This window comes from Neochlamydia sp. S13, from assembly GCF_000648235.2.
Taxonomy (GTDB): domain Bacteria; phylum Chlamydiota; class Chlamydiia; order Chlamydiales; family Parachlamydiaceae; genus Neochlamydia.
The window spans coordinates 1,430,819-1,449,462 of sequence record NZ_AP017977.1 but is presented as its reverse complement, the minus strand read 5'-3'; the positions used below and the strand labels follow the sequence as shown (position 1 = coordinate 1,449,462).

12 protein-coding genes are annotated in these 18,644 nt (G+C 37.2%); 8 read left to right on the top strand and 4 right to left on the bottom strand.

Going from position 1 to position 18,644, the window contains the following annotated elements; genetic code table 11:
• Positions 1-118 precede the first annotated feature (118 nt).
• From dnaE to TY21_RS05610, 4 genes are all read left to right on the top strand, one after another.
• Entirely contained in the window at positions 119-3,868 is a 3,750-nt protein-coding gene (gene dnaE / locus TY21_RS05625) for a DNA polymerase III subunit alpha (RefSeq protein ID WP_042241316.1), read from the top strand.
• A gap of 1,132 nt (positions 3,869-5,000) precedes the next feature.
• Positions 5,001-6,026, top strand: coding sequence for an outer membrane protein assembly factor BamD (gene bamD / locus TY21_RS05620; protein WP_232044336.1), 1,026 nt, complete (start codon positions 5,001-5,003; stop codon positions 6,024-6,026).
• A gap of 6 nt (positions 6,027-6,032) precedes the next feature.
• A complete protein-coding gene (gene lptE / locus TY21_RS05615) occupies positions 6,033-6,593 on the top strand; it encodes an LPS assembly lipoprotein LptE (RefSeq protein ID WP_042241319.1) in 561 nt (186 codons plus the stop codon).
• A 337-nt stretch (positions 6,594-6,930) separates the two neighbouring features.
• The gene (locus TY21_RS05610) at positions 6,931-8,562 is read left to right on the top strand and encodes an IS1634 family transposase (protein WP_042241322.1); all 1,632 of its coding nucleotides are present in this window, start codon (positions 6,931-6,933) and stop codon (positions 8,560-8,562) included.
• 171 nt (positions 8,563-8,733) lie between these two features.
• Here the strand turns inward: TY21_RS05610 and TY21_RS05605 are convergent, their stop codons facing one another.
• Entirely contained in the window at positions 8,734-9,153 is a 420-nt protein-coding gene (locus TY21_RS05605) for a hypothetical protein (RefSeq protein WP_042241395.1), read from the bottom strand.
• Between the two features lie 282 nt (positions 9,154-9,435).
• On the opposite strand from TY21_RS05605, the gene TY21_RS05600 reads away from it, so the two are divergent.
• The 3 genes from TY21_RS05600 to TY21_RS05590 all read left to right on the top strand — a co-directional run bounded on the left by TY21_RS05600 (position 9,436) and on the right by TY21_RS05590 (position 12,123).
• The gene (locus tag TY21_RS05600; RefSeq protein ID WP_052354532.1) at positions 9,436-10,635 is read left to right on the top strand and encodes a D-alanyl-D-alanine carboxypeptidase family protein; all 1,200 of its coding nucleotides are present in this window, start codon (positions 9,436-9,438) and stop codon (positions 10,633-10,635) included.
• A gap of 607 nt (positions 10,636-11,242) precedes the next feature.
• Positions 11,243-11,650: a hypothetical protein gene (locus tag TY21_RS05595; protein WP_042241325.1), complete on the top strand. Its 408-nt coding sequence runs from the start codon at positions 11,243-11,245 to the stop codon at positions 11,648-11,650.
• Between the two features lie 131 nt (positions 11,651-11,781).
• A complete protein-coding gene (locus TY21_RS05590; protein ID WP_130589573.1) occupies positions 11,782-12,123 on the top strand; it encodes a hypothetical protein in 342 nt (113 codons plus the stop codon).
• Here the strand turns inward: TY21_RS05590 and rsmA are convergent.
• From rsmA to TY21_RS05575, 3 genes are all read right to left on the bottom strand, one after another.
• On the bottom strand, positions 12,107-12,955 hold the full coding sequence (rsmA, locus tag TY21_RS05585; protein WP_042241397.1) for a 16S rRNA (adenine(1518)-N(6)/adenine(1519)-N(6))-dimethyltransferase RsmA: 849 nt from the start codon (positions 12,953-12,955) through the stop codon (positions 12,107-12,109). The two genes, TY21_RS05590 and rsmA, sit on opposite strands and share 17 nt — an antisense overlap.
• 102 nt (positions 12,956-13,057) lie before the next feature.
• Positions 13,058-14,140 carry a hypothetical protein gene (locus tag TY21_RS05580; RefSeq protein ID WP_052354533.1) on the bottom strand — a complete coding sequence of 361 codons (1,083 nt, stop codon included), beginning with the start codon at positions 14,138-14,140 and terminating at the stop codon, positions 13,058-13,060.
• Between the two features lie 117 nt (positions 14,141-14,257).
• Positions 14,258-15,385: an RsmB/NOP family class I SAM-dependent RNA methyltransferase gene (locus tag TY21_RS05575; RefSeq protein WP_042241331.1), complete on the bottom strand. Its 1,128-nt coding sequence runs from the start codon at positions 15,383-15,385 to the stop codon at positions 14,258-14,260.
• 902 nt (positions 15,386-16,287) lie between these two features.
• Here TY21_RS05575 and lnt point away from each other — a divergent pair.
• Positions 16,288-17,856 carry an apolipoprotein N-acyltransferase gene (gene lnt, locus TY21_RS05570; RefSeq protein WP_232044335.1) on the top strand — a complete coding sequence of 523 codons (1,569 nt, stop codon included), beginning with the start codon at positions 16,288-16,290 and terminating at the stop codon, positions 17,854-17,856.
• Positions 17,857-18,644: the final 788 nt, after the last annotated feature.

Here is an 18,644-nt window from a genome sequence, read left to right as displayed (position 1 = left end):
TAAAAGAAATCGCATCTTACTAAATTTCTAATAGCCTTTTATTTGTTTGTTTACTCGATCTCATCAGATACGGTATACTTGGTCCTAAATTCTTCAATAATTGCGATAGATTATATTTATGTGGGTTCCCTTACATGTCCATTCTCAATTTTCCATCTTAGATGCTGCTGCTGATGTACATGCTATTGCCAAAAAAGCAGCTTTTTTTCATATGCCTGCAGTAGCTTTAACAGATCATGGTAACATGTTTGGGGCTATTGATTTTTATAAGGCCTGTAAAGATGTGGGGGTTAAACCCATCTTAGGCAGTGAGTTTTATGTAGCACCCGACTCGCGATTTGACAAAAAAAAAGAATATGGAGCACGTACTAATTTTCATTTAACTATTTTAGCTAAAAATAAAGCTGGTTATCACAACTTATGTAAATTAACTTCCATCGGTTATCTAGAGGGATTTTACTACCATCCACGCATCGATCATGAAGTGCTTAAGCTTCATAGTGAAGGATTGATTTGTCTATCAGGTTGCCAAAGTAGCTTAATCGCTTATGAAGCTTTAAATGGCACAAAAGATAGCTTAATAAGCAAAATCCGTTGGTATCAAGAGCTCTTTGGGGACGATTATTATCTTGAATTACAACGCCACCGGATGACAGATCAAGATATTCGCCAGGACGGCTTGCATCAAGAAACCTGGCTTCAGCAATATTATCAAGACTATATACAAAAACAAGAAAAAATTAATACCACTCTTATAGAAATATCCAAAGAGCTTAACATAAAGACCGTTGCTACAAATGATAGTCATTACATTGAACGTGCTGATTGGCGCGCTCATGAGATTTTACTTAATATTCAGTCTGGGGAGCCTACTGAAATGTGGGAAAAAGACTCGTATGGCAACCCAAAATTTCGCGTGCCTAACCCCAAACGTCGTACTTATCCCTCTCATGAATGCTATTTTAAATCTCCTCAACAAATGGCCGAGCTTTTTAGCGATTTTCCAGAAGCTCTATCCAATACCTTGGAAATCGCTGAAAAATGTAATGTGGCTATTGATTTCAAAACCAAGCATTATCCCATTTACTTACCTCCTTCTCTTGAGGGAAAAAATTACACTAAAGAAGAGCAATCTGAGGCCGTAAAAAATTATCTATGGCAATTATGCGAGGAAGGTATTTCCAAGCGGTATACACCTGAACGTTTAAATAAAATAAAAGAGATCTTTCCTGAGAAAGATCCTCTCCACATTGTGCAGGAGCGCTTGAAATATGAGATGGACATTATTGTTCCCAAAGGGATGAGTGATTACTTGCTGATTGTATGGGATTTTATCAATTGGGCCAAACGTCAGGGGATCCCTGTAGGACCAGGTAGAGGGTCGGGGGCTGGTTCTATTGTGCTTTATCTTATTGGGGTGACCGATATCGAACCCCTACGTTTTCATCTGTTTTTTGAGCGTTTCATCAATCCTGAACGGCTTTCTTATCCTGATATTGACGTAGATATTTGTATGGACGGGCGCAGTGAGGTAATTAACTATACCCTTCAAAAATATGGTAAAGATAATATTGCGCAGATCATTACTTTTGGCACCATGAAAGCGAAGATGACCATTAAGGATGTAGGACGGGTATTAAGTGTTCCTTTGGCTAAGGTAAATGCGATTGCTAAACTTGTACCGGATGACCTTAATATAACCCTTGAGAAAGCTTTAGAAAAAGATCCAGATTTACGGGCTATGTATGAGCAGGACGAAGATGCTCAACGTATCATCGATATAGGTAAAACTTTAGAGGGATCTATTCGCAATACAGGCATTCATGCTGCAGGCATCATTATCAGTGGAGAGCCGCTGACTAACTTTATACCTGTTTGCCTTTCTAAAGATTCTGATATGCCAGTGACTCAGCTCTCCATGAAACCTGTTGAATTAGTGGGAATGCTAAAGGTGGATTTTTTAGGCCTTAAAACATTGACCGCTATTCATATATGTGTAAAGGCAATCTATAAAAGGGTGGGTAAAGCCATTGATTGGATTAATCTTCCTTTAGATGATCAGCCTACCTTTAATCTTTTAAACCAAGGAAAAACTTTAGGCATCTTTCAGCTGGAATCTGCAGGCATGCAAGATTTGGCGCGCCAGCTCCATTTGGATAAGTTTGAAGAAATTATTGCCGTAGGAGCTCTCTACCGCCCAGGCCCTATGGATATGATTCCTTCTTTCATTAATAGAAAACATGGTCGTGAACCCATTGAATATGACCATCCATGGATGAATGATATTCTTGCAGAAACCTATGGCATTATGGTTTATCAAGAGCAGGTGATGCAGATAGCTAGTAAACTTGCCAAATTTTCGCTAGGTGAAGGGGATGTACTGCGGCGTGCTATGGGTAAAAAAGATATGGATCAAATGCTTCAGCAACGAGAAAAATTTCGTTTAGGTTCGTTGGAAAATGGGATTGATGAAGAAACCTCGATGCAAATTTTTGATAAAATGGAAAAATTTGCTGCCTACGGATTTAATAAATCCCATGCAGCTGCCTATGGGTACCTCTCCTATGTGACTGCCTATCTGAAAGCTAACTATCCTAATGAGTGGATGGCTGCTCTCATGACGTGCGACAGTGATGATTTAACAAAGGTAACTAAATTCATTGGGGAATGCCAAGAAATGGGTATCGCCATTTTGCAACCAGATGTTAACGAAGCGCATGCTACGTTTTTTGCTACTCCTCAAGGAATTCGTTTTGCCATGGCAGGTATTAAAGGAGTGGGAGAAGGAGTCGTGGAAGCTATTATTAAGGAAAGAAATAGAGGCGGTCCTTATACGAGCTTATATCAATTTATTAAAAGAATTGATAACACGAAAGTAGGCAAAAAGGTCATTGAAAACTTGGTGGATGCAGGATGTTTTGATTTTACTAGCTGGTCGAGAGATAGCTTAAGGCAAAGTATTGATCCTATCTATGAAACTGTGCTAAAAGAAAAGCAAGAAGCTTCAGCTGGCGTCTTATCCCTTTTTGCTTTGATGGGAGAGTCCTCCGAATCTCGTTTTATTCATCCTCCTGAAGTAAAAAAGAAGACCTCCCGATTAGATACTCTTTTACGAGAAAAAGAACTTTTGGGCTTTTTTCTAACCGGTCATCCCATGGATGCTTATCGTGAGATTATCACACGGCTTTCTTGCATACCTTTAAGCCATGTTCAAAATCTAGAGCACAATGCTGTCTTTCGGGCAGCTTTGATTGTAGAAACAGCTGAAATACGAGTCTCTTCTAAAACACAGAAAAAGTTTGCCATCTTGATGGTTAGCGATGGCATGGATCGTTATGAGATGCCTATATGGTCTGATTTATTTGAGCAGAAAAGCTTATTGTTAAAAGAAAATCAATTATTGTATGCAGTCATTCAAGTAGATAAAAAGGAAGACTCTCTTCGACTTTCTTGTAAATGGATCGATGATTTAACTAAAGCTAATGAAGCGATGGTAGAAGAATGCGATCGGGCTTTTGATAAAGCTAAATTACAAGCAGCGCGTTTTGCAAAAGCTATAGGAGAGGGGCGAGATAAAAAAGTAGAAAAATCAAAGGTCGTACTAGAAAAAAAGAGAGAAGTAATGAAAGAGTCTAAGACTTTGTCTTTAAAAATAGATTTGGACAGTGTGCGTTTAACACAAATTATGCAACTTAAAGGGTTATTTATAGAACATCGTGGAACCACGCCCATTCAATTAGAGTTTCATTGTCAGGAAGATGTGCATGCCATTTTACATATTGAAAGCCGCTGGGGAGTAACTTTAACGCCTGAATTAGAATCCAAGCTTAAATCACTTCCCTTTATTAAGAGGCATTCTTTGAATTAAATTATTGCGCTATTCTTCTTAATAGAAGACATATCCTAGCAAATAAAAGAAAGGCCGAACTAGCGTTTGGCAAAGCCTCATAAATTTTACCTGTTCTACGTCATAGCCTAATCCAGACTAGGCAAGTATTCTTTCTATAATCCATTCTTTTTGCTTACAGATCAATCCTTTTAGCTTTAGCTCTTTTAGCCCATGATAAATCTCTTTTTCCCCTATGCTTTATAGAACCGTGATCTTTCCCCATATCTCAGAATAAAAGAATTTTGGTAAGGAGGCCCTAAGCCTCTTAAGGATAATTTTATAGCTTTCTTTCAAATAAGTAAGCCAACGAAGAGCATTGAAGCCGATGAGTTAATAGCAAACTAGAGGATTCTTTAAGCTGCTAAAGAGCATAAGAACCGCCTATGGAGCTCGCACTTAGGATAGCCAAGCTTTTTGCCAATCATTTGATGTGTGGGGGGATAGATCCTGTAGTACTTCTATGAAGAAGAGGAAGGCTAAGCCAAGAGACCGGCATTCCTTGGATGAAAAAGAGAAAGGATGCTTTAAGAGTCATTCAAAGCTTAGGTAGAGATGATAAGTTTAGGTAGCTTTAGAAGAAGCCTTGCAACGCTCATAAAAGATCGCTTGCCAAAACGGCGCTGTATCCCTTTGAAAGAAGCTTTGAAAATTTTTTTTGCTCTAGGAAAGTAGCCTACTAGTAAGCAGAACTATCCATCAAAACTTTGGTTATGAAAAAGTCTAACATGTCCAAAGGACTAGGGGTACTAACAGGTAATAAGCCTAGTATAGGCTGTGCCTTAAGACAAGCTATTCGATCATTTACAGAATAAAGCTTAAAATAATTATAATACGCTTTTGAGCTACTCCTTATGTACCCCCATACTTTATAGAATCTCTTTCGTTAAGCAGAGAGAGATGTATCAGACAGAGGGTTGGGTATGCAGATATAGTTTTTTTTAAGCATATAAGATTAAAGAAAAAGCTCCTCAAACTGTTTAGTAACTGATCCTAAATTGCTATATTTCTTGGTTTTATTATTTTTTTAGCCTTCTCTTTGCGTCTATGGTAAATCGCCTTTACCTTTTATTTGACATGGTTTAAACTTCTTGCTTTGTTTAAGGAGAGTATAATGAGACATTTAAGCATCTACATGCGCTTGGTATTTTTTACATTTTGCTACTTAAGTAGTCCTTATTTAGAAGCAGCTTATACAATTAAAAATGGACGAATTGTTGATGTAGACAAGCTTGCCACTTTGCAGCCAGATCAACATTTTTCTTTGGGGCAAACAGCGATGAATAATGGAGATTGGCAGGAGGCTTCTCGTCAATTTGCTATTGTTTCTAATAACTTCCCTAACAATCCTTATGGTCAGCAGTCTTTATATTATTTAGGGATAGCTGAATTTAATCTGAAAGAATACGATTTTGCTAATAAGGCTTTTTCTGCCTATCTTAAATGCCAAAACAATCCTCCCTATTTCCTTGAAGCAATTGAGTATAAATATGCTATTGCAGAACAGTTACGTGGCGGCGCCAAGCGACGTCTATTAGGTACAAAACAGCTTCCAAAATGGTCGACAGGCAAAAGTCTTGCCCTAGCAATTTATGATGAAGTGATTACCGCCATGCCCAGTCATGAAATGGCAGCTCAGGCTTTATATGCTAAAGGGTGTCTCCTTTGGGAAAAGCGTGAATATCGCTTAAGTATTGAATCCTTTCAGCTTTTATGCTCACGTTTTCCTAAAAATGAATTAACGCCTACTAGCTATGTTAATATAAGCTGTATTTACTATGATTTATGCCAAAATGAGCCACAAAATCCTGATGTTTTAGCTTTTGCAGAGCTTAATGCAAAGAAATTTATCCACGAATTTCCTAAAGATGAGCGGATAGACGAAGTTAGGCAAAATGTTCAGCAAATAAAAGAGTGTTATGCCACAGCTCTTTATGAAACAGCTAGATATTATGAAAAGATTAAGCAACCACGTGCTTCGCTTATTTATTATAGTAACGCGATTAAGAATTTTCCAGATACTCTAGTGGCCCAGCGTTGTAGAGATAGGGTAGAGCAAATGGGCTTTACTCATGATGCTAGAGCTTTAGCTCCTCTTGTTTTTCCGGTGCCTTCAGGTAAAAAAGATAAGAATGGTTAATCATTCATGACACGTTGCTATTTATGGATCTTTTTTACTCCTTTTTTTCTTATGGCTTCTTGTGGTTATCATGCCGGCCCGGAGGAAGTTTTATCTTCATATCAAACAATCTGTATTCCGTATGTTAAAAATGATGCAAAAGGTCAATTGACTGCTAATTTAATAAAATTAGTTTCCACGCAAACAGGTTTGCAATATCAAAACTGGGGAGGCGATCTTACCCTACTAGTGGACTTACTACCCATTGAAAATGAAAATGTGGGCTACCATTATGAACGTAAAAATAGCGGGAAATTAAGACATTCTATTATTCCTACTGAAACGCGGTTAATAGCAATAGCCCAAGTAACCTTGGTAGATAATATGAAGGGAAAACCACTATGGGGGCCTGCTAAGGTGATGGCTTCAATTGAGTTTGATCATGAATATGAAAAAACGCGTGATGGGATCAATGTCTTTTCTTTAGGCCAGCTAACGAATTACGACGAAGCTTACGAGGCTGCTCATTCACCCTTGTATGATCAATTATCTCAAAAAATTATCGACTTTATCATCAATAGTGAATAGAAAAATTAAGAAAATTTTTTTACAAAATTTTCCTAGACTGCAAGTCATTACGTAAACTAATTTTTTAACTTTTTCCTATAATGAGGTCAGTAGCCTGCAAGGTTTTAGGAGAGGCTAATTAGATATTTAGCTAATGTTAGATAAACGATTGAAAAAGGCTTTTTTATCTTTTAGCCGATATTTTAACTTGGATACAAAAATAGAGGGCTCCTGAGTTTGGCACTTCTATTTTATAATTGCTTGATCTTCAACTAGATAAGTTTTTAATAAGATTCTGTAGTGGCAACTATCTCATATATTTGTTTGAAAATAAATCAAAAAAATATAAAATATGAGTATGTTTATCAAGAAGACTCGCTCAAAAAATTTTGTTTATCTTAGTTTAGTAAAAACTTTCCGAGAGAATGGAAAAGTTAAACACCGAACCATTGCACAATTGGGGCGATTAGATCGTCTTCTTCAAAAAGGCGTACTTAGCCGCCTTTGCGAATCATTAAAAGGTTTAGGAGCATCTCCTGCAAATATTCCCACCATAAAAGAGATAGAGCGCATCAATTGGGGAGCAGAATTTATTTATAGGCATATCTGGAAGCAATATGGAATGGATGCAATCTTAGATACTGTTTTTGGATCGACCAAAGTAGAATTCGATTACAAAGAGGTCATTTTTTTAGAAGTCATTTCACGATTGATGGCTCCCTCTAGCAAACTTCAAGTTTATCTCAAGCAAAATCGATTTTTGGGAACCCCTCCAATCCCTCTTCATCATATTTACCAAGTTTTAGATTACCTTTCATCTTTTCAAAAAGAAATAGAGAATTTAATTTTTCTAAAGCATGTCGATCGCTTTGGAATGAAGGTGGATGTCGTTTTTTATGATGTCACTCCTCTTTATTTTGAAGGAGCTTTGCCGGATAGTCTAAGAGATTTTGGATTCAGTAAAGATGCTAAATTCGAGGAAATGCAAGTTGTTGTAGGAATGTTGGTTGATCAAGAGGGGCACCCCATAGCTTTAGGAATATTTCCTGGAAACACCTTTGAAAGTAAAACATTAGAAGAGGCGCTCAAAACCCTGCAAGAAAGATTCAAAATTCAGCACGTCATGGTTGTTGCTGATAGAGGCATTAACTCAAAGCTAAATCTAAAAAGAATTAAGGATCGAGAATATGATTACCTTGTGGGATGCAGATTAAAGAGTTTAAATAAAAGCTTGCAAAAACAAATATTAGATATTGAGAAATACCAAACCATTCATGAAAGCGATGGAAACATTTTGAAATATCGCGAAATCGAGTTTGATAATGTTGTCGAATATGTAGAAGACAATAAGAAGAAGCAACAGATTTTGAAGGAAAAAATTATTTGCACGTGGAGCTTAAAGAGAGCAGAAAAAGATCGAAAAGATAGAGAGCGATTAATTCACAAAGCCAGAGAGATGTTAGATCAGGGTACAGCTTCTTTAGAATCGCAAAAAGGCGCTAAAAGATATCTAAAAAATGAAAAAAAACAAGCATCCTCGCTAGGATTAGATCTAGAAAAAATTAATGAAGATAAGCAATGGGATGGATTTTATGGAATTCAGATTTCAAAGCAGAGTATGAAAAAAGAAGAGAGCCTTTCTAGCTATCATCGGCTAGGGAAAATGGAAGAGTCTTTCCGCGTCATGAAACATTCTTTGGAAATTAGGTCCATCTACTTATCCAGCCCAGAAAGAGTCAGAGGACATATCGTGCTTTGTTTCCTTGCCTTTGTTATGCATCGTAATTTAGAGATCGCCCTAATTAGAAAAGGAACAGATCATACTGCTGAAAAAATAAGGGAGGCTATTGGCGAATTAGAAGCTTCTCTATTAGAAGTAAATGGGAAGCCTATCTTGCTAAGAACACCAGCAAAAGGATTATCTAAAGAAATTCTTCAATCCTTAAAGCTTAAACATCCAGGGGAAATGGTAATAGATGGGTTGTTATAAATGAGCGTTAGTTCAATGTAGCGTAGTGGCAATACTGCCATCTTTCGAAATAACGAACATTGATAATCAAAGTTTTAAGTCCAACAAGTGTCAAAGCCAGGAAAAATAGAGGCTACAGGCTTTTAATTTATTTAAATCTTTATAAAGCATCCTTCTAAGGGGAAAAGAATATTATCTAATTTTTTTTAAATATTCCTCGTTTTCTTGAATCTCATACAAAAACTTTTCCAATACTCGTAAAACAGTAGGGGAAGTATTATATACACCTGCTGCGCTAAATATCAGTTCAAGTTTAGGACCTTCAGGATAATTTAAAGCAATTACAGTGTAAGTTAAAGGAATCTGATGAGCATTTTCAGGGACTATCCACACGACAAAATCTTCATTGATAAGAGTAAGTTTTCCGCTGGATTCTATCAATTGAAAGTAACGTGTAAGCGATTGATCTTTATTCCATGGGGAATGGAAGTAAAGCAATTTCATATGATGTAAAAGCGATAGGTTAACAGGAATAAGCAATTCAGAAGAAGCCAAGGTAATGTTTTTATAAAATTCTTTAAATTTTTCTTCTATTAGAGCTAAATTATGCATGGCCATACTCCTCCCTATTAAGGATAGAAGCTAAATTTTATTTTAATTTGCACTTCTATTCAGATGAACGGGTCTATTTAATAAGTGTTATCTTAAGCAAGTGGCGGGCCAACCTAATAAAAAGGATCAAAAAAGTTGAAAAATGGCTTTGAATTTAGAATTAGAAGAGTGTAAATTTGTAAAGCTGAAAGCTCTTAAGGGGTGGTAGGCTAAAGGTATAAGCGGGTAATCTGCTTTTATAGAACTAACTTGCAACAAGTTAAGTGAAAAATAGGAAGGACTATGTTTTTGCAAAGATTGTGCTTAGGACTTTTGCTTTTTTTAGGAATAGGATCGCTTAGCGCAGAAAAGCTTGAGGTGAGCGTCGAATCAGAAGCGGCAATTTTAATTGATGTAACCAGTGGAGCTATCTTATATGAAAAAAATGCTCACACTCTTAACTATCCTGCTAGCATTACTAAGATAGCTACTACTCTTTATGCTCTTGATCAAAAAGGCCATCAACTTTCAGAAATTGTGACCGCAGATGCAGAAGCTATTGCTTCAATCTCTGAGCAAGCTAAGAAAAAATCTAATTATACTACTCCTTCTCACTGGATTGAATATGCAAGTACCCATATAGGGATTAAAAAAGACGAAAAGTTTACCTTGAAAGAACTCTTATACGGCATAATGGTGGCTTCAGCCAATGATGCCGCGAATGTAGTGGCTCAACATGTGGCAGGAAATATTCCCCTGTTTATGCATGGTTTAAATGGATTTATCAAAAGTTTAGGTTGCCAAAATACACATTTTACTAATCCTCATGGATTACATCACCCTAAACATCAAACTACTCCTTATGACATGGCTCTCCTCACACGCGAGGCCATGAAGAATTCTATCTTTCGTGAACTCGCTGCCGCACCAAAATTTATTCGTCCCAAAACTAATAAACAAGAACCAGTTGTTATCTTGCAAAAGAATCGTTTATTACGTAGAGGAGACTACTATTATCCTCAGGCAATTGGGGTTAAAACAGGTTATACTTCCATTGCACGCCATACTTTAGTAGCAGCAGCAAAAAAGGATGGACGTGAGTTGCTAGCGGTCTTAATGAAGTGTAATGAGGGAGGGCAGATTTATCGAGATGCTATCCATCTTTTTGAAGCAGCATTTAATGAAGAACAAGAGGAAATGATCATCCTTGAGAAAGGACCTCAAAAATACATCTACTCTTTAAAAGGTGCTGACAGGCCTTTAAAAACTTTTATAAAATCCAGCTTAAGTCTTAAGTACTATCCTGCTGAAGAACCTGTAGTAAAATGCTATCTGCAATGGCATTCATTAAAATTACCTATTGTGCAAGGGCAACAAGTCGGCGAAGTTTACTTGCAAGTTAATGGCCAGCAGGTCGAAAAAGTAGCCCTGTATGCTGAACATGAGGTTCAACAAACCTGGATGGAATGGTTAAAAAGTATCTTTAAAATTACAAAGGAATAGATCTTTAGTTTTAATGAAATTTATTAAAGAGATAAATAAAGTTACTTATAAAAAGAAAAAAACTTTTCTTGCTAATAATGAGAAAATGAATGAGAATGTACTCTTTTAATTTATAAGATTAAGGACCAACTATAAGTTGTGAGCACGGGTTTCCTTATACCTAGTACCTTTCATAGCTTAAATCTTTGAAAACTAATCTTGGAAGAAGGGTACCTAGGATTTGTAAACAGGCCAAATGGAAAGGAAGACTTTATTGCTGTATTCAATTAGCCTGTTCTCCATTGACGAGACCATTTAAAATAGGTAAGAGAGTTAGCGTGATAGCCCTGCTGGCTGCCATGCTAATGAACATGATTACAACAAATGCAGGAGAGATCTTTAGAAAAAGCGTATGCTTAAAGATTGAAATAAAGGCCTAGATATTATGTTCATACTTCCAGGCTATCTTCTTGCTTTGGTTCTTTATCCAATAAATAATAGGGTAGCCTCTTAGAATATGCTAATTTGCAGGAATCATTAACCTTGCTAACGCTTTTCCTACCAAATAAGTTAGAAATAATGATAATAATAATGTAATTTGTTCCATCAAAAACTTAAAGGATTTTTTATGAATTTACCAGACACATTTCCAGTAACTAATAAGAGCTTAAAGCCTTTTAGAAACGATTTCGGAAAAAAGATACCTAGTACTTATAAACAGGCCAACTGGAAAGGAAGACTTTACTGTTGTATTCAATTAGCATGTTCTCCATTGACGATACCCCTTAAAATAGTTAGCAGAGTTAACCAGATAGCAGGGTTGGCTACCGTGTTAATGCTCGCAATTATAAAACGCGCAGAACAGACCCTCAAGAGAAAACATACGGCTAAAAATTGGGATGGAGAGCGAAAGGTGGTGTTAGCACTTACAGACTGCCTTCTTGCTTTAGCCCTTTGCCCCATAACTATTGGAGCCTCTAGAATGCGCTACTTTGTAGGAATCATTAACCCCGCTAAAGCTTTTCCTACCAAATAAGTTAGAAATAATAATAATAATAATGTAATTTATTCCATCAAAAATTTAAAGGATTTTTTATGAGTTTTGTATACCCATTTCCAGCAACTGCTAAGAGTTTAAAACCTTTCACAGACGATTTTGGAAGAAGAGTGCCTAGTACATATAAACAGGCCAACTGGAAAGGAAGACTTTACTGTTGTATTCAATTAGCGTGTTCTCCACTGACGGTCCCTCTTAAAATAGTTAAGAAAGCTGGCGAAATAGCCGTGACGGCTGTGTTGTTGATGGACATGCTTATAAAACGTGGAGAAGACTTCCTCAAGAAAAAGCCTGCACTTAAAGATTGGAAAGATGAGCGAGAAATGGCGTTAGCACTTACAGACTGCCTTCTTGCTTTAGCCCTTTGCCCCCTAACTATTGGAGCCTCTAGAATACGCTACTTTGTAGGAATCATTAACCCAACTAGAGCTTTTCCTAAACGCTATTATTAAGTTTTCGATATAGATGCATAAAATCTTCTAAAGAGAGCTCTTCAGGACGTGATTTTACATCGCGTCCAATTTGCAGCAGGGCTTGCGAGACAGCCTGGCTGCAATAGAGCTCTTTTAATGAGGTGCGCATCATTTTACGTCTTTGCCCAAAAGCTGTGCGGGTCATTTTAAAGAAATCCTCTTCGTTAGCAACGAAGGGTGGCTGATGTAGATCTAAAGTGACTACTGCCGAATCTACATTAGGAATAGGATGAAAACAAGCTCTACGTACCATGAAGGCATAGCGGGAAGTAGAATAATAATTTAAGAAAACGGTAAAAGAACTATATTCGCTTGTGCCTGGCTGAGCTGTAAATCGGCGTGCCACTTCTTCTTGAACCATAACTACAACCTTAGAAATGTAGGGATAAAGCTTAACCAGTTGAATTAAGATAGGGGTTGTCAAATGATAAGGGAGATTGCCCACAATAATAGCTTTTTGCCCCGGTTTTAAAATTTCCAGTAATTTTTCCCTCAAAGGGAATTCCAATACATCTTCACAAAATATTTCCAATCTATTTGACTCTGTTTGTAAGCGCTGCAAGGCTTGAGCCATTACAGGATCTTTTTCTATCGTTAATAATTGAGAGCCATGCTTTATTATTTCTTCTGAGAGACAGCCTGGCCCTGGACCAATTTCTACGACTAGATCATGAGGGGAGAGAGCCGCGTAAGCCACAATTTTGCGAGTAATGTTTCCATCGATAAGAAAGTTTTGAGAAAGACCCTTTTTAGGACTTACGCCCAAATTATTTAGGAAATGATGCAGTTCACTAGGGCGATATATAGGCATAATTTTAAATTTTCCTTCTCTATTGAAACGTAACAGATTTTCAAAATAGGCAGATCTGTTTGCTTTGTAGGTCGCAAGCATTCCAGGATAATTATGCTAAAGCTAAATTTTAGAGCTTAGTATAAAAGGTTCAAAAGCAGCTTGATCAGTTTTAGGGGTATAAAAATCTTGTACAGAGAAACGTTTGCGAATATTTTTTAGGTAAGCTTCAGTCTCTTGAGCAATAGCTTCCTCTATAAGCCTATCTTTAATTTTGAGTTCTACCTCTTTAAAGGTAGGAGTTCCACCTTTTATCCAATTTTTAAGCACAAAAATACGAAAAAAAGAGCTGTTTTTATCTGCTCGATTTTTTTGAGCAATTGGCTGGCTATGTGAATGGGGTGTCAGCTTTGTTAAAATGGCTTTATAGGCTTCCGAGATGTCTTTTTCTGGTAAAGTGTATTCTTCAGAGACATTAATTTGTGTGTTGTCAAAATGAGAGTTTGCCTTAACGTAAGTCGATAATTTTTCCAACGCTATATGCTCGTTCAATGCCTGGTAAGTTAAATGAGCAGCTTCAGCGCTTCTAGCTGCATCGGGATCACGGATAGAGATAACATTATATTGCCAAGTATTTGGTTTGAGGTTGGCAGGATCGTTAGCAAACTCCTCGTACGCTAAACGAACAGCTTGAGGCGTTACTTTTTTTAATGCTTTGGCATTTACTCTTAAGTAAATCATCCTGCGGATAGTAATGTCTCCCTGGACAATTTTTTGTGCTTCTTCATACGATAGACCAATTTTATCCAAATTGTTGATAATATGAGGCCCAAATAGGCTCTCCATTTCTTGGCGAATATCACCGTTGCTTACAAGAAGTTTATTCTCGCTAGCATCAGCTAATACTAATTCTTTATTAACCAATTCATCTAGCACATGCTTCCAATTAACTTTGTAAAATTGATAGCGTGCTTGAGTAGAGGAGGTGTAATCAGGAAATTCACGATAGAAAAGAACATCCATTTTTTTCATTACATCTAAAACAGAAATAGCTGTGCCATTCACCTTGGCTAAAATACGATTATTTACCACTAAAGCCGAGCTATCTTCTTTGCCTAAAAAAGCAGCGTTTCCCTCAGCTTGTAAAAGAGCGGCAAGACAACCATAGATTAGCGCAGAAAAAAATAAAATTTTTTGTTTCTTCATGATTTAAAAGGGGGTTGGTAATTAGTGAGGATTAATTCTATCATCTATGCCATCTAGAAGATCTTAGCTGCAGAAAAAAGGCTTGTTAGATGGCCAACGGCTATCACTATAAACGATTTAAAACTTCAAAACAACTCCAAAAAAGCCATCCATTCCTCCAAGCGATGGAAAAGATTGAAATATTTGATTTTCTACCTTTAAATGATAGCTCTTAATGAAGTGTTTAAGTTGATATTCGTTTTCTTGGGATAAGAGGCTACACGTTCCATAAATAATACGGCCGTCCGGTTTCATAAAACTGAGAGCTTTTTCAAAAATTGTTCTTTGCTGGCCTATCAGCATCTTTAGCCCTTCTATTTCAAATCTCCATTTCATATCAGGATTGCGACGTAGCGTGCCTGTTCCCGAGCAAGGCGCATCCACCAGCACCCAATCCATTTTTTTCTTTAATTTTTTAAGTTTGGGATCGTTGGCTTGCATAATTTGTCCATTGTGGATGCCTGCGCGCTTCAAACGTTTTTTTGCTTGTTGCAAGGCATAAGAACGTATATCATGTAAGAAAATTTGTCCTTTATTTTGCATGGAAGGAGCCAAGGCTAAGGTTTTACCGCCAGAGCCTGCACAAAAATCCATCACTAGCTGACCTGGCTGGCATTGCACAAGATTGGCAAGGAGTTGGCTTCCTTCATCCTGCACTTCAAATAGGCCGGCTTGAAACTCTGGAATCGCAAGGAAGTTAATCCTTTGAAGAAAATTAATAGCATGGGAAGAAGCCAAACAGGAGCTAACCTCATATTTATCTTGCAAGAGCTCTAAAAGTTTATCACGGGTAGCCTTAAGGGTGTTTGCTCTTATAGTCGTCGGGGCAGGAGTATTGCTTACAAGGCATAATTCTGAAGCTCGCAAAGCCCCGTAACTTTCTACTAAAATATTATAAAGTGAATCTGGGAAGCTAACTCTTATAGCGGCAGGAATGCTTGGATTATTTTGATGGCTTTGCCAGTCAAAGTAAGGCAATAGAGCCACGCGTTTGTTCCAGTCAGGAGACTCTTGAATTAAATAATCGATAAGGCGTATCCATCGAATTAAAAAATAGGCGTTTTCAGCAATAAAGGCGCGGTCTTTAGAGCCCAGAGCTTTATGAGAGCGGAAATAGCTATTTATAAAGGCATCTAAAGGAAGGTTTTGCTCGTCATATGTACTAAGGAGCTGAAGAAGATGATAAGCACGAAAAGATTGTTTCATAAAACAAGGCTATATAAAAAAGTGGAAAAAGGTTAATCTTTTAAAGTATATTTTATCTGTATTTAATAATTTTAAAAAATTATAAGCTAAATCTTTATAAAGCGGCAAGGAAGAAAAATGCACACATGTTTCCTTCCTATTTGGAAGGGTAATTGAAAAGTTAGTGCCCCTTACGTAATTTCTCTATCTTTGCTGTCTGAAAAGATAATAAAATTTATAGAAGCGGCGCAAAGTGCATGGCCTTGCTAGGATCTCTTACGATTAGCTAGCTTTTTGCCCGGTAGGTTGTAAAAAAGCTTTGTTTTTTACCTACGTAAGCGGCTTGTCAACAAGAATACGGTTGTCCATAAAAAAAAGGAATGCTTCTTCTGCGCTAGTTATGTTAACTAAAAGCTAGTTTTTAACGGCCTTCCTATTGTTAAATATAATTAAGTTCTTTCTCTGCGTATTCTAGGGAAAGCTGAAATTTTGTATGTTTTTTAAGGTCCTAAAGGCTACAAATAATTTGCTGAAAATTATCTCTGGGCCCCGAAAGATGGTTGGGATAAAAGAGGGGAATGAACATTTAATTGCTTTAATATTTATTTAAGCCGCAAGATTTAATCATCTAAAGTTTTTTTAAGTTTATTTAATTTCCCAGGGGCTCTATCTTTTGCTTTTTGTGATTGTATTTATAAAAAAAAGCCTCTCTAGCTATTTTTTTTGCAAACTGATGGCAAAAAGTACGAAAAATTGCCCTGAACATTAAATAAAGCCGCCACCCGCTAAAAATCTTTTAGGCTTAACCTTAACCTAGTTTAAAATTTATGCCGCTTAGCCGCTTACAAACATTTACTTGTATTATACTTTCTTTGATAATTGTCGCCTTCGGCCAGCCTTATTGGAGCCATGCAGCTTCTTTTATGGCTTCAGTTATGGGTTTTGCCTTATTTTTTCGTGCTTTAGCTTCTTTTCCTAGTCGCAGGCAACGGTTTTTTGTGGCGACCGCTTGGTTTGCAATGGTTCAACTTATCCAGTTTTCCTGGTTCCTATCTCATCCATATCTCTACATCATCGCTGTATATGTTTTGCTGGCTTTAATCTTTGGTTTGCAATTTGGTTTTATTGGATGGCTAGCATGCTCGCAGCGCATAACCAGTTATAATCGAATAGTACTGCTGTGTAGTTGCTGGACTCTTCTTGAATGGTCACGTTTATTTATTTTATCAGGAATTGCTTTCAATCCTATTGGACTTAGTTTAAGCGCAAATTTATACACTCTTCAAAGTGCTTCCCTGGGAGGAGCTTTTGGCATGTCTTTTTGGGTTCTGGGGGTAAACTTACTAGCATTAAAAGCATGGCTTGCCTGGCCGCTTTATAGGCATATGCTCTGCTGGCTTGTCTTTGCCGCATTTCCTTTTATGTTTGGATTTATTCAGTTAAAGATGCACGATCCTGCAGCTATAAAAGACACTTTTAACGCCGTTCTTGTTCAGCCTGTATTCCCTACGGAGGAAAACATGCTCTTTCATAATACAGCTTCCTACGTGAAATATGTGGAAGCAGAGTGGCAGCAAATTTTGATGCTTTGCAAAGAGCATTTAGGAAAGAATATCCACTTAATTGCTTTACCCGAGTTTATTGTGCCTTTCACTACCTATACACCTGTTTACTCCTACAAAAACGTTAAGAAAATTTTTCTCGAGGTTTTTGGAGAAAAGGCATATTCTGCTCTTCCTTTATTGCAAGAGCCCTTAGCTTCAAAATGTATGACTGAAAAAGGATCTATTTGGATGGTTACGAATGGCTATTGGCTACAAGGATTGGCTAATATCTTTAATGCCCCTGTCTTATCAGGAATGGAGGACGTGGAGGACTTTTTTGACGGGCATAGAGAATATTATAGTTCTGCACAGTTTGTTGAGCCCTCTTCCTATCAACAATTTAGGCTTCCTTTTAAACGATATGATAAGCGTGTCTTAGTTCCTATGGGTGAGTATATCCCTTTTTCCTTTTGCCGTTCCTTGGCTGCCGCTTATGGCATTACCGGTTCTTTTACTCCTGGTAAAGAAGCCAAGATTTTTCCTGCTTATGCTCCTTTTGGAGCATCTATTTGCTATGAGGAAACATTTGGACATTTAATGCGTGAAAATCGACTGAAGGGAGCTGAATTAATCGTTAACTTAACCAGTGATGTATGGTATCCAACGGTAGCACAGCAGCACTGTGATCATGCTCGCTTGAGAACAACAGAAAACGGCATTCCTCTCATTCGTGCTTGTAATACAGGAATTACCGGCGGTTTCGATGCGTTTGGACGCGAGATAAAAATCCTTGGGAATACTTACTATGAAAAAATTTGGAAGCCTGGCGCTCTTTACCTGCAAGTTCCGCTTTTTTCCTACAAAACTCTTTATTCTATAACGGGTGATTATCTTATTGTCTTCCTATGTATTGTAGGTATAGGTGGAGCTTCCTTTTTTCGTCGATAGTTTTACTTAAAAATTATAACCCCAATTAATTGAATCATCTCTTATAAACCTAAACTACATGGGTAATCAATAGAAAATATGCTAGTTTATTTTGTCAGTTGTTATAAGGAGAGCGAGGGTAGGGAATTGAAGGCAATGGATCAAACCTTAAGACACTAAAGAAAAGCCAGGTTTAATCTGGAGTCTTTTTTTTGTTCGGAAAAAAGTTAGGCCAGTAGTTTTGCACTAACATTAAGGAGTTGCAAGCAAAGTAGAATATAAAAATGCTTGGCAGCTAGCAGAAGAGGCAGGTTTAGAAACTTCCCACGGGATTTTCAGCGTCTACTAGACTTTAAACTCTTTAGGTAAGCGAATGCTATATGAGGTAGCCTGTAAGAGGAGTTGGGTTACCGGCTGAAATGTCCTTTATTTCCATTATCGAATAATTGGATAAAGATTAGAGGTTTCATTAGGGCTCGATCATGCAGATGCAGACAAATTACTGATTTTGATCTAGGGTTGGCACTTTCTTACTGTTAAATGAATAAATTGCCCATCTCCTAAGATGCCGGCAGGAGAAATTCTTTGCTCGGGGTGACTCAAAGAAAATTAGATCACCCAGCTTAATAGCCTTATTAACTCCTAGAAGAGATCTATAAGGTATTGCCTTACTTTTAAATAAGCAATGCTTAAGATTATCTAGCAAAAAACTTTAAAGTTTTCTGTTTATTGAAGGTTTAGAATGGAAAGTAGCTTTTACTTGCTAAAAATTGCAAGTTAAAGTAGAATCCTCCTGTTCCTTAATTCAT

Excerpts from the sequence above, each read along its gene's own strand:
- dnaE (WP_042241316.1), top strand. The coding sequence starts at position 119 with ATGTGGGTTCCCTTACATGTCCATTCTCAATTTTCCATCTTAGATGCT.
- bamD (WP_232044336.1), top strand. The coding sequence starts at position 5,001 with ATGAGACATTTAAGCATCTACATGCGCTTGGTATTTTTTACATTTTGC.
- lptE (WP_042241319.1), top strand. The coding sequence starts at position 6,033 with ATGACACGTTGCTATTTATGGATCTTTTTTACTCCTTTTTTTCTTATG.
- TY21_RS05610 (WP_042241322.1), top strand. The coding sequence starts at position 6,931 with ATGTTTATCAAGAAGACTCGCTCAAAAAATTTTGTTTATCTTAGTTTA.
- TY21_RS05605 (WP_042241395.1), bottom strand. The coding sequence starts at position 9,153 with ATGCATAATTTAGCTCTAATAGAAGAAAAATTTAAAGAATTTTATAAA.
- TY21_RS05600 (WP_052354532.1), top strand. The coding sequence starts at position 9,436 with ATGTTTTTGCAAAGATTGTGCTTAGGACTTTTGCTTTTTTTAGGAATA.
- TY21_RS05595 (WP_042241325.1), top strand. The coding sequence starts at position 11,243 with ATGAATTTACCAGACACATTTCCAGTAACTAATAAGAGCTTAAAGCCT.
- rsmA (WP_042241397.1), bottom strand. The coding sequence starts at position 12,955 with ATGCCTATATATCGCCCTAGTGAACTGCATCATTTCCTAAATAATTTG.
- TY21_RS05580 (WP_052354533.1), bottom strand. The coding sequence starts at position 14,140 with ATGAAGAAACAAAAAATTTTATTTTTTTCTGCGCTAATCTATGGTTGT.
- TY21_RS05575 (WP_042241331.1), bottom strand. The coding sequence starts at position 15,385 with ATGAAACAATCTTTTCGTGCTTATCATCTTCTTCAGCTCCTTAGTACA.
- lnt (WP_232044335.1), top strand. The coding sequence starts at position 16,288 with ATGGCTTCAGTTATGGGTTTTGCCTTATTTTTTCGTGCTTTAGCTTCT.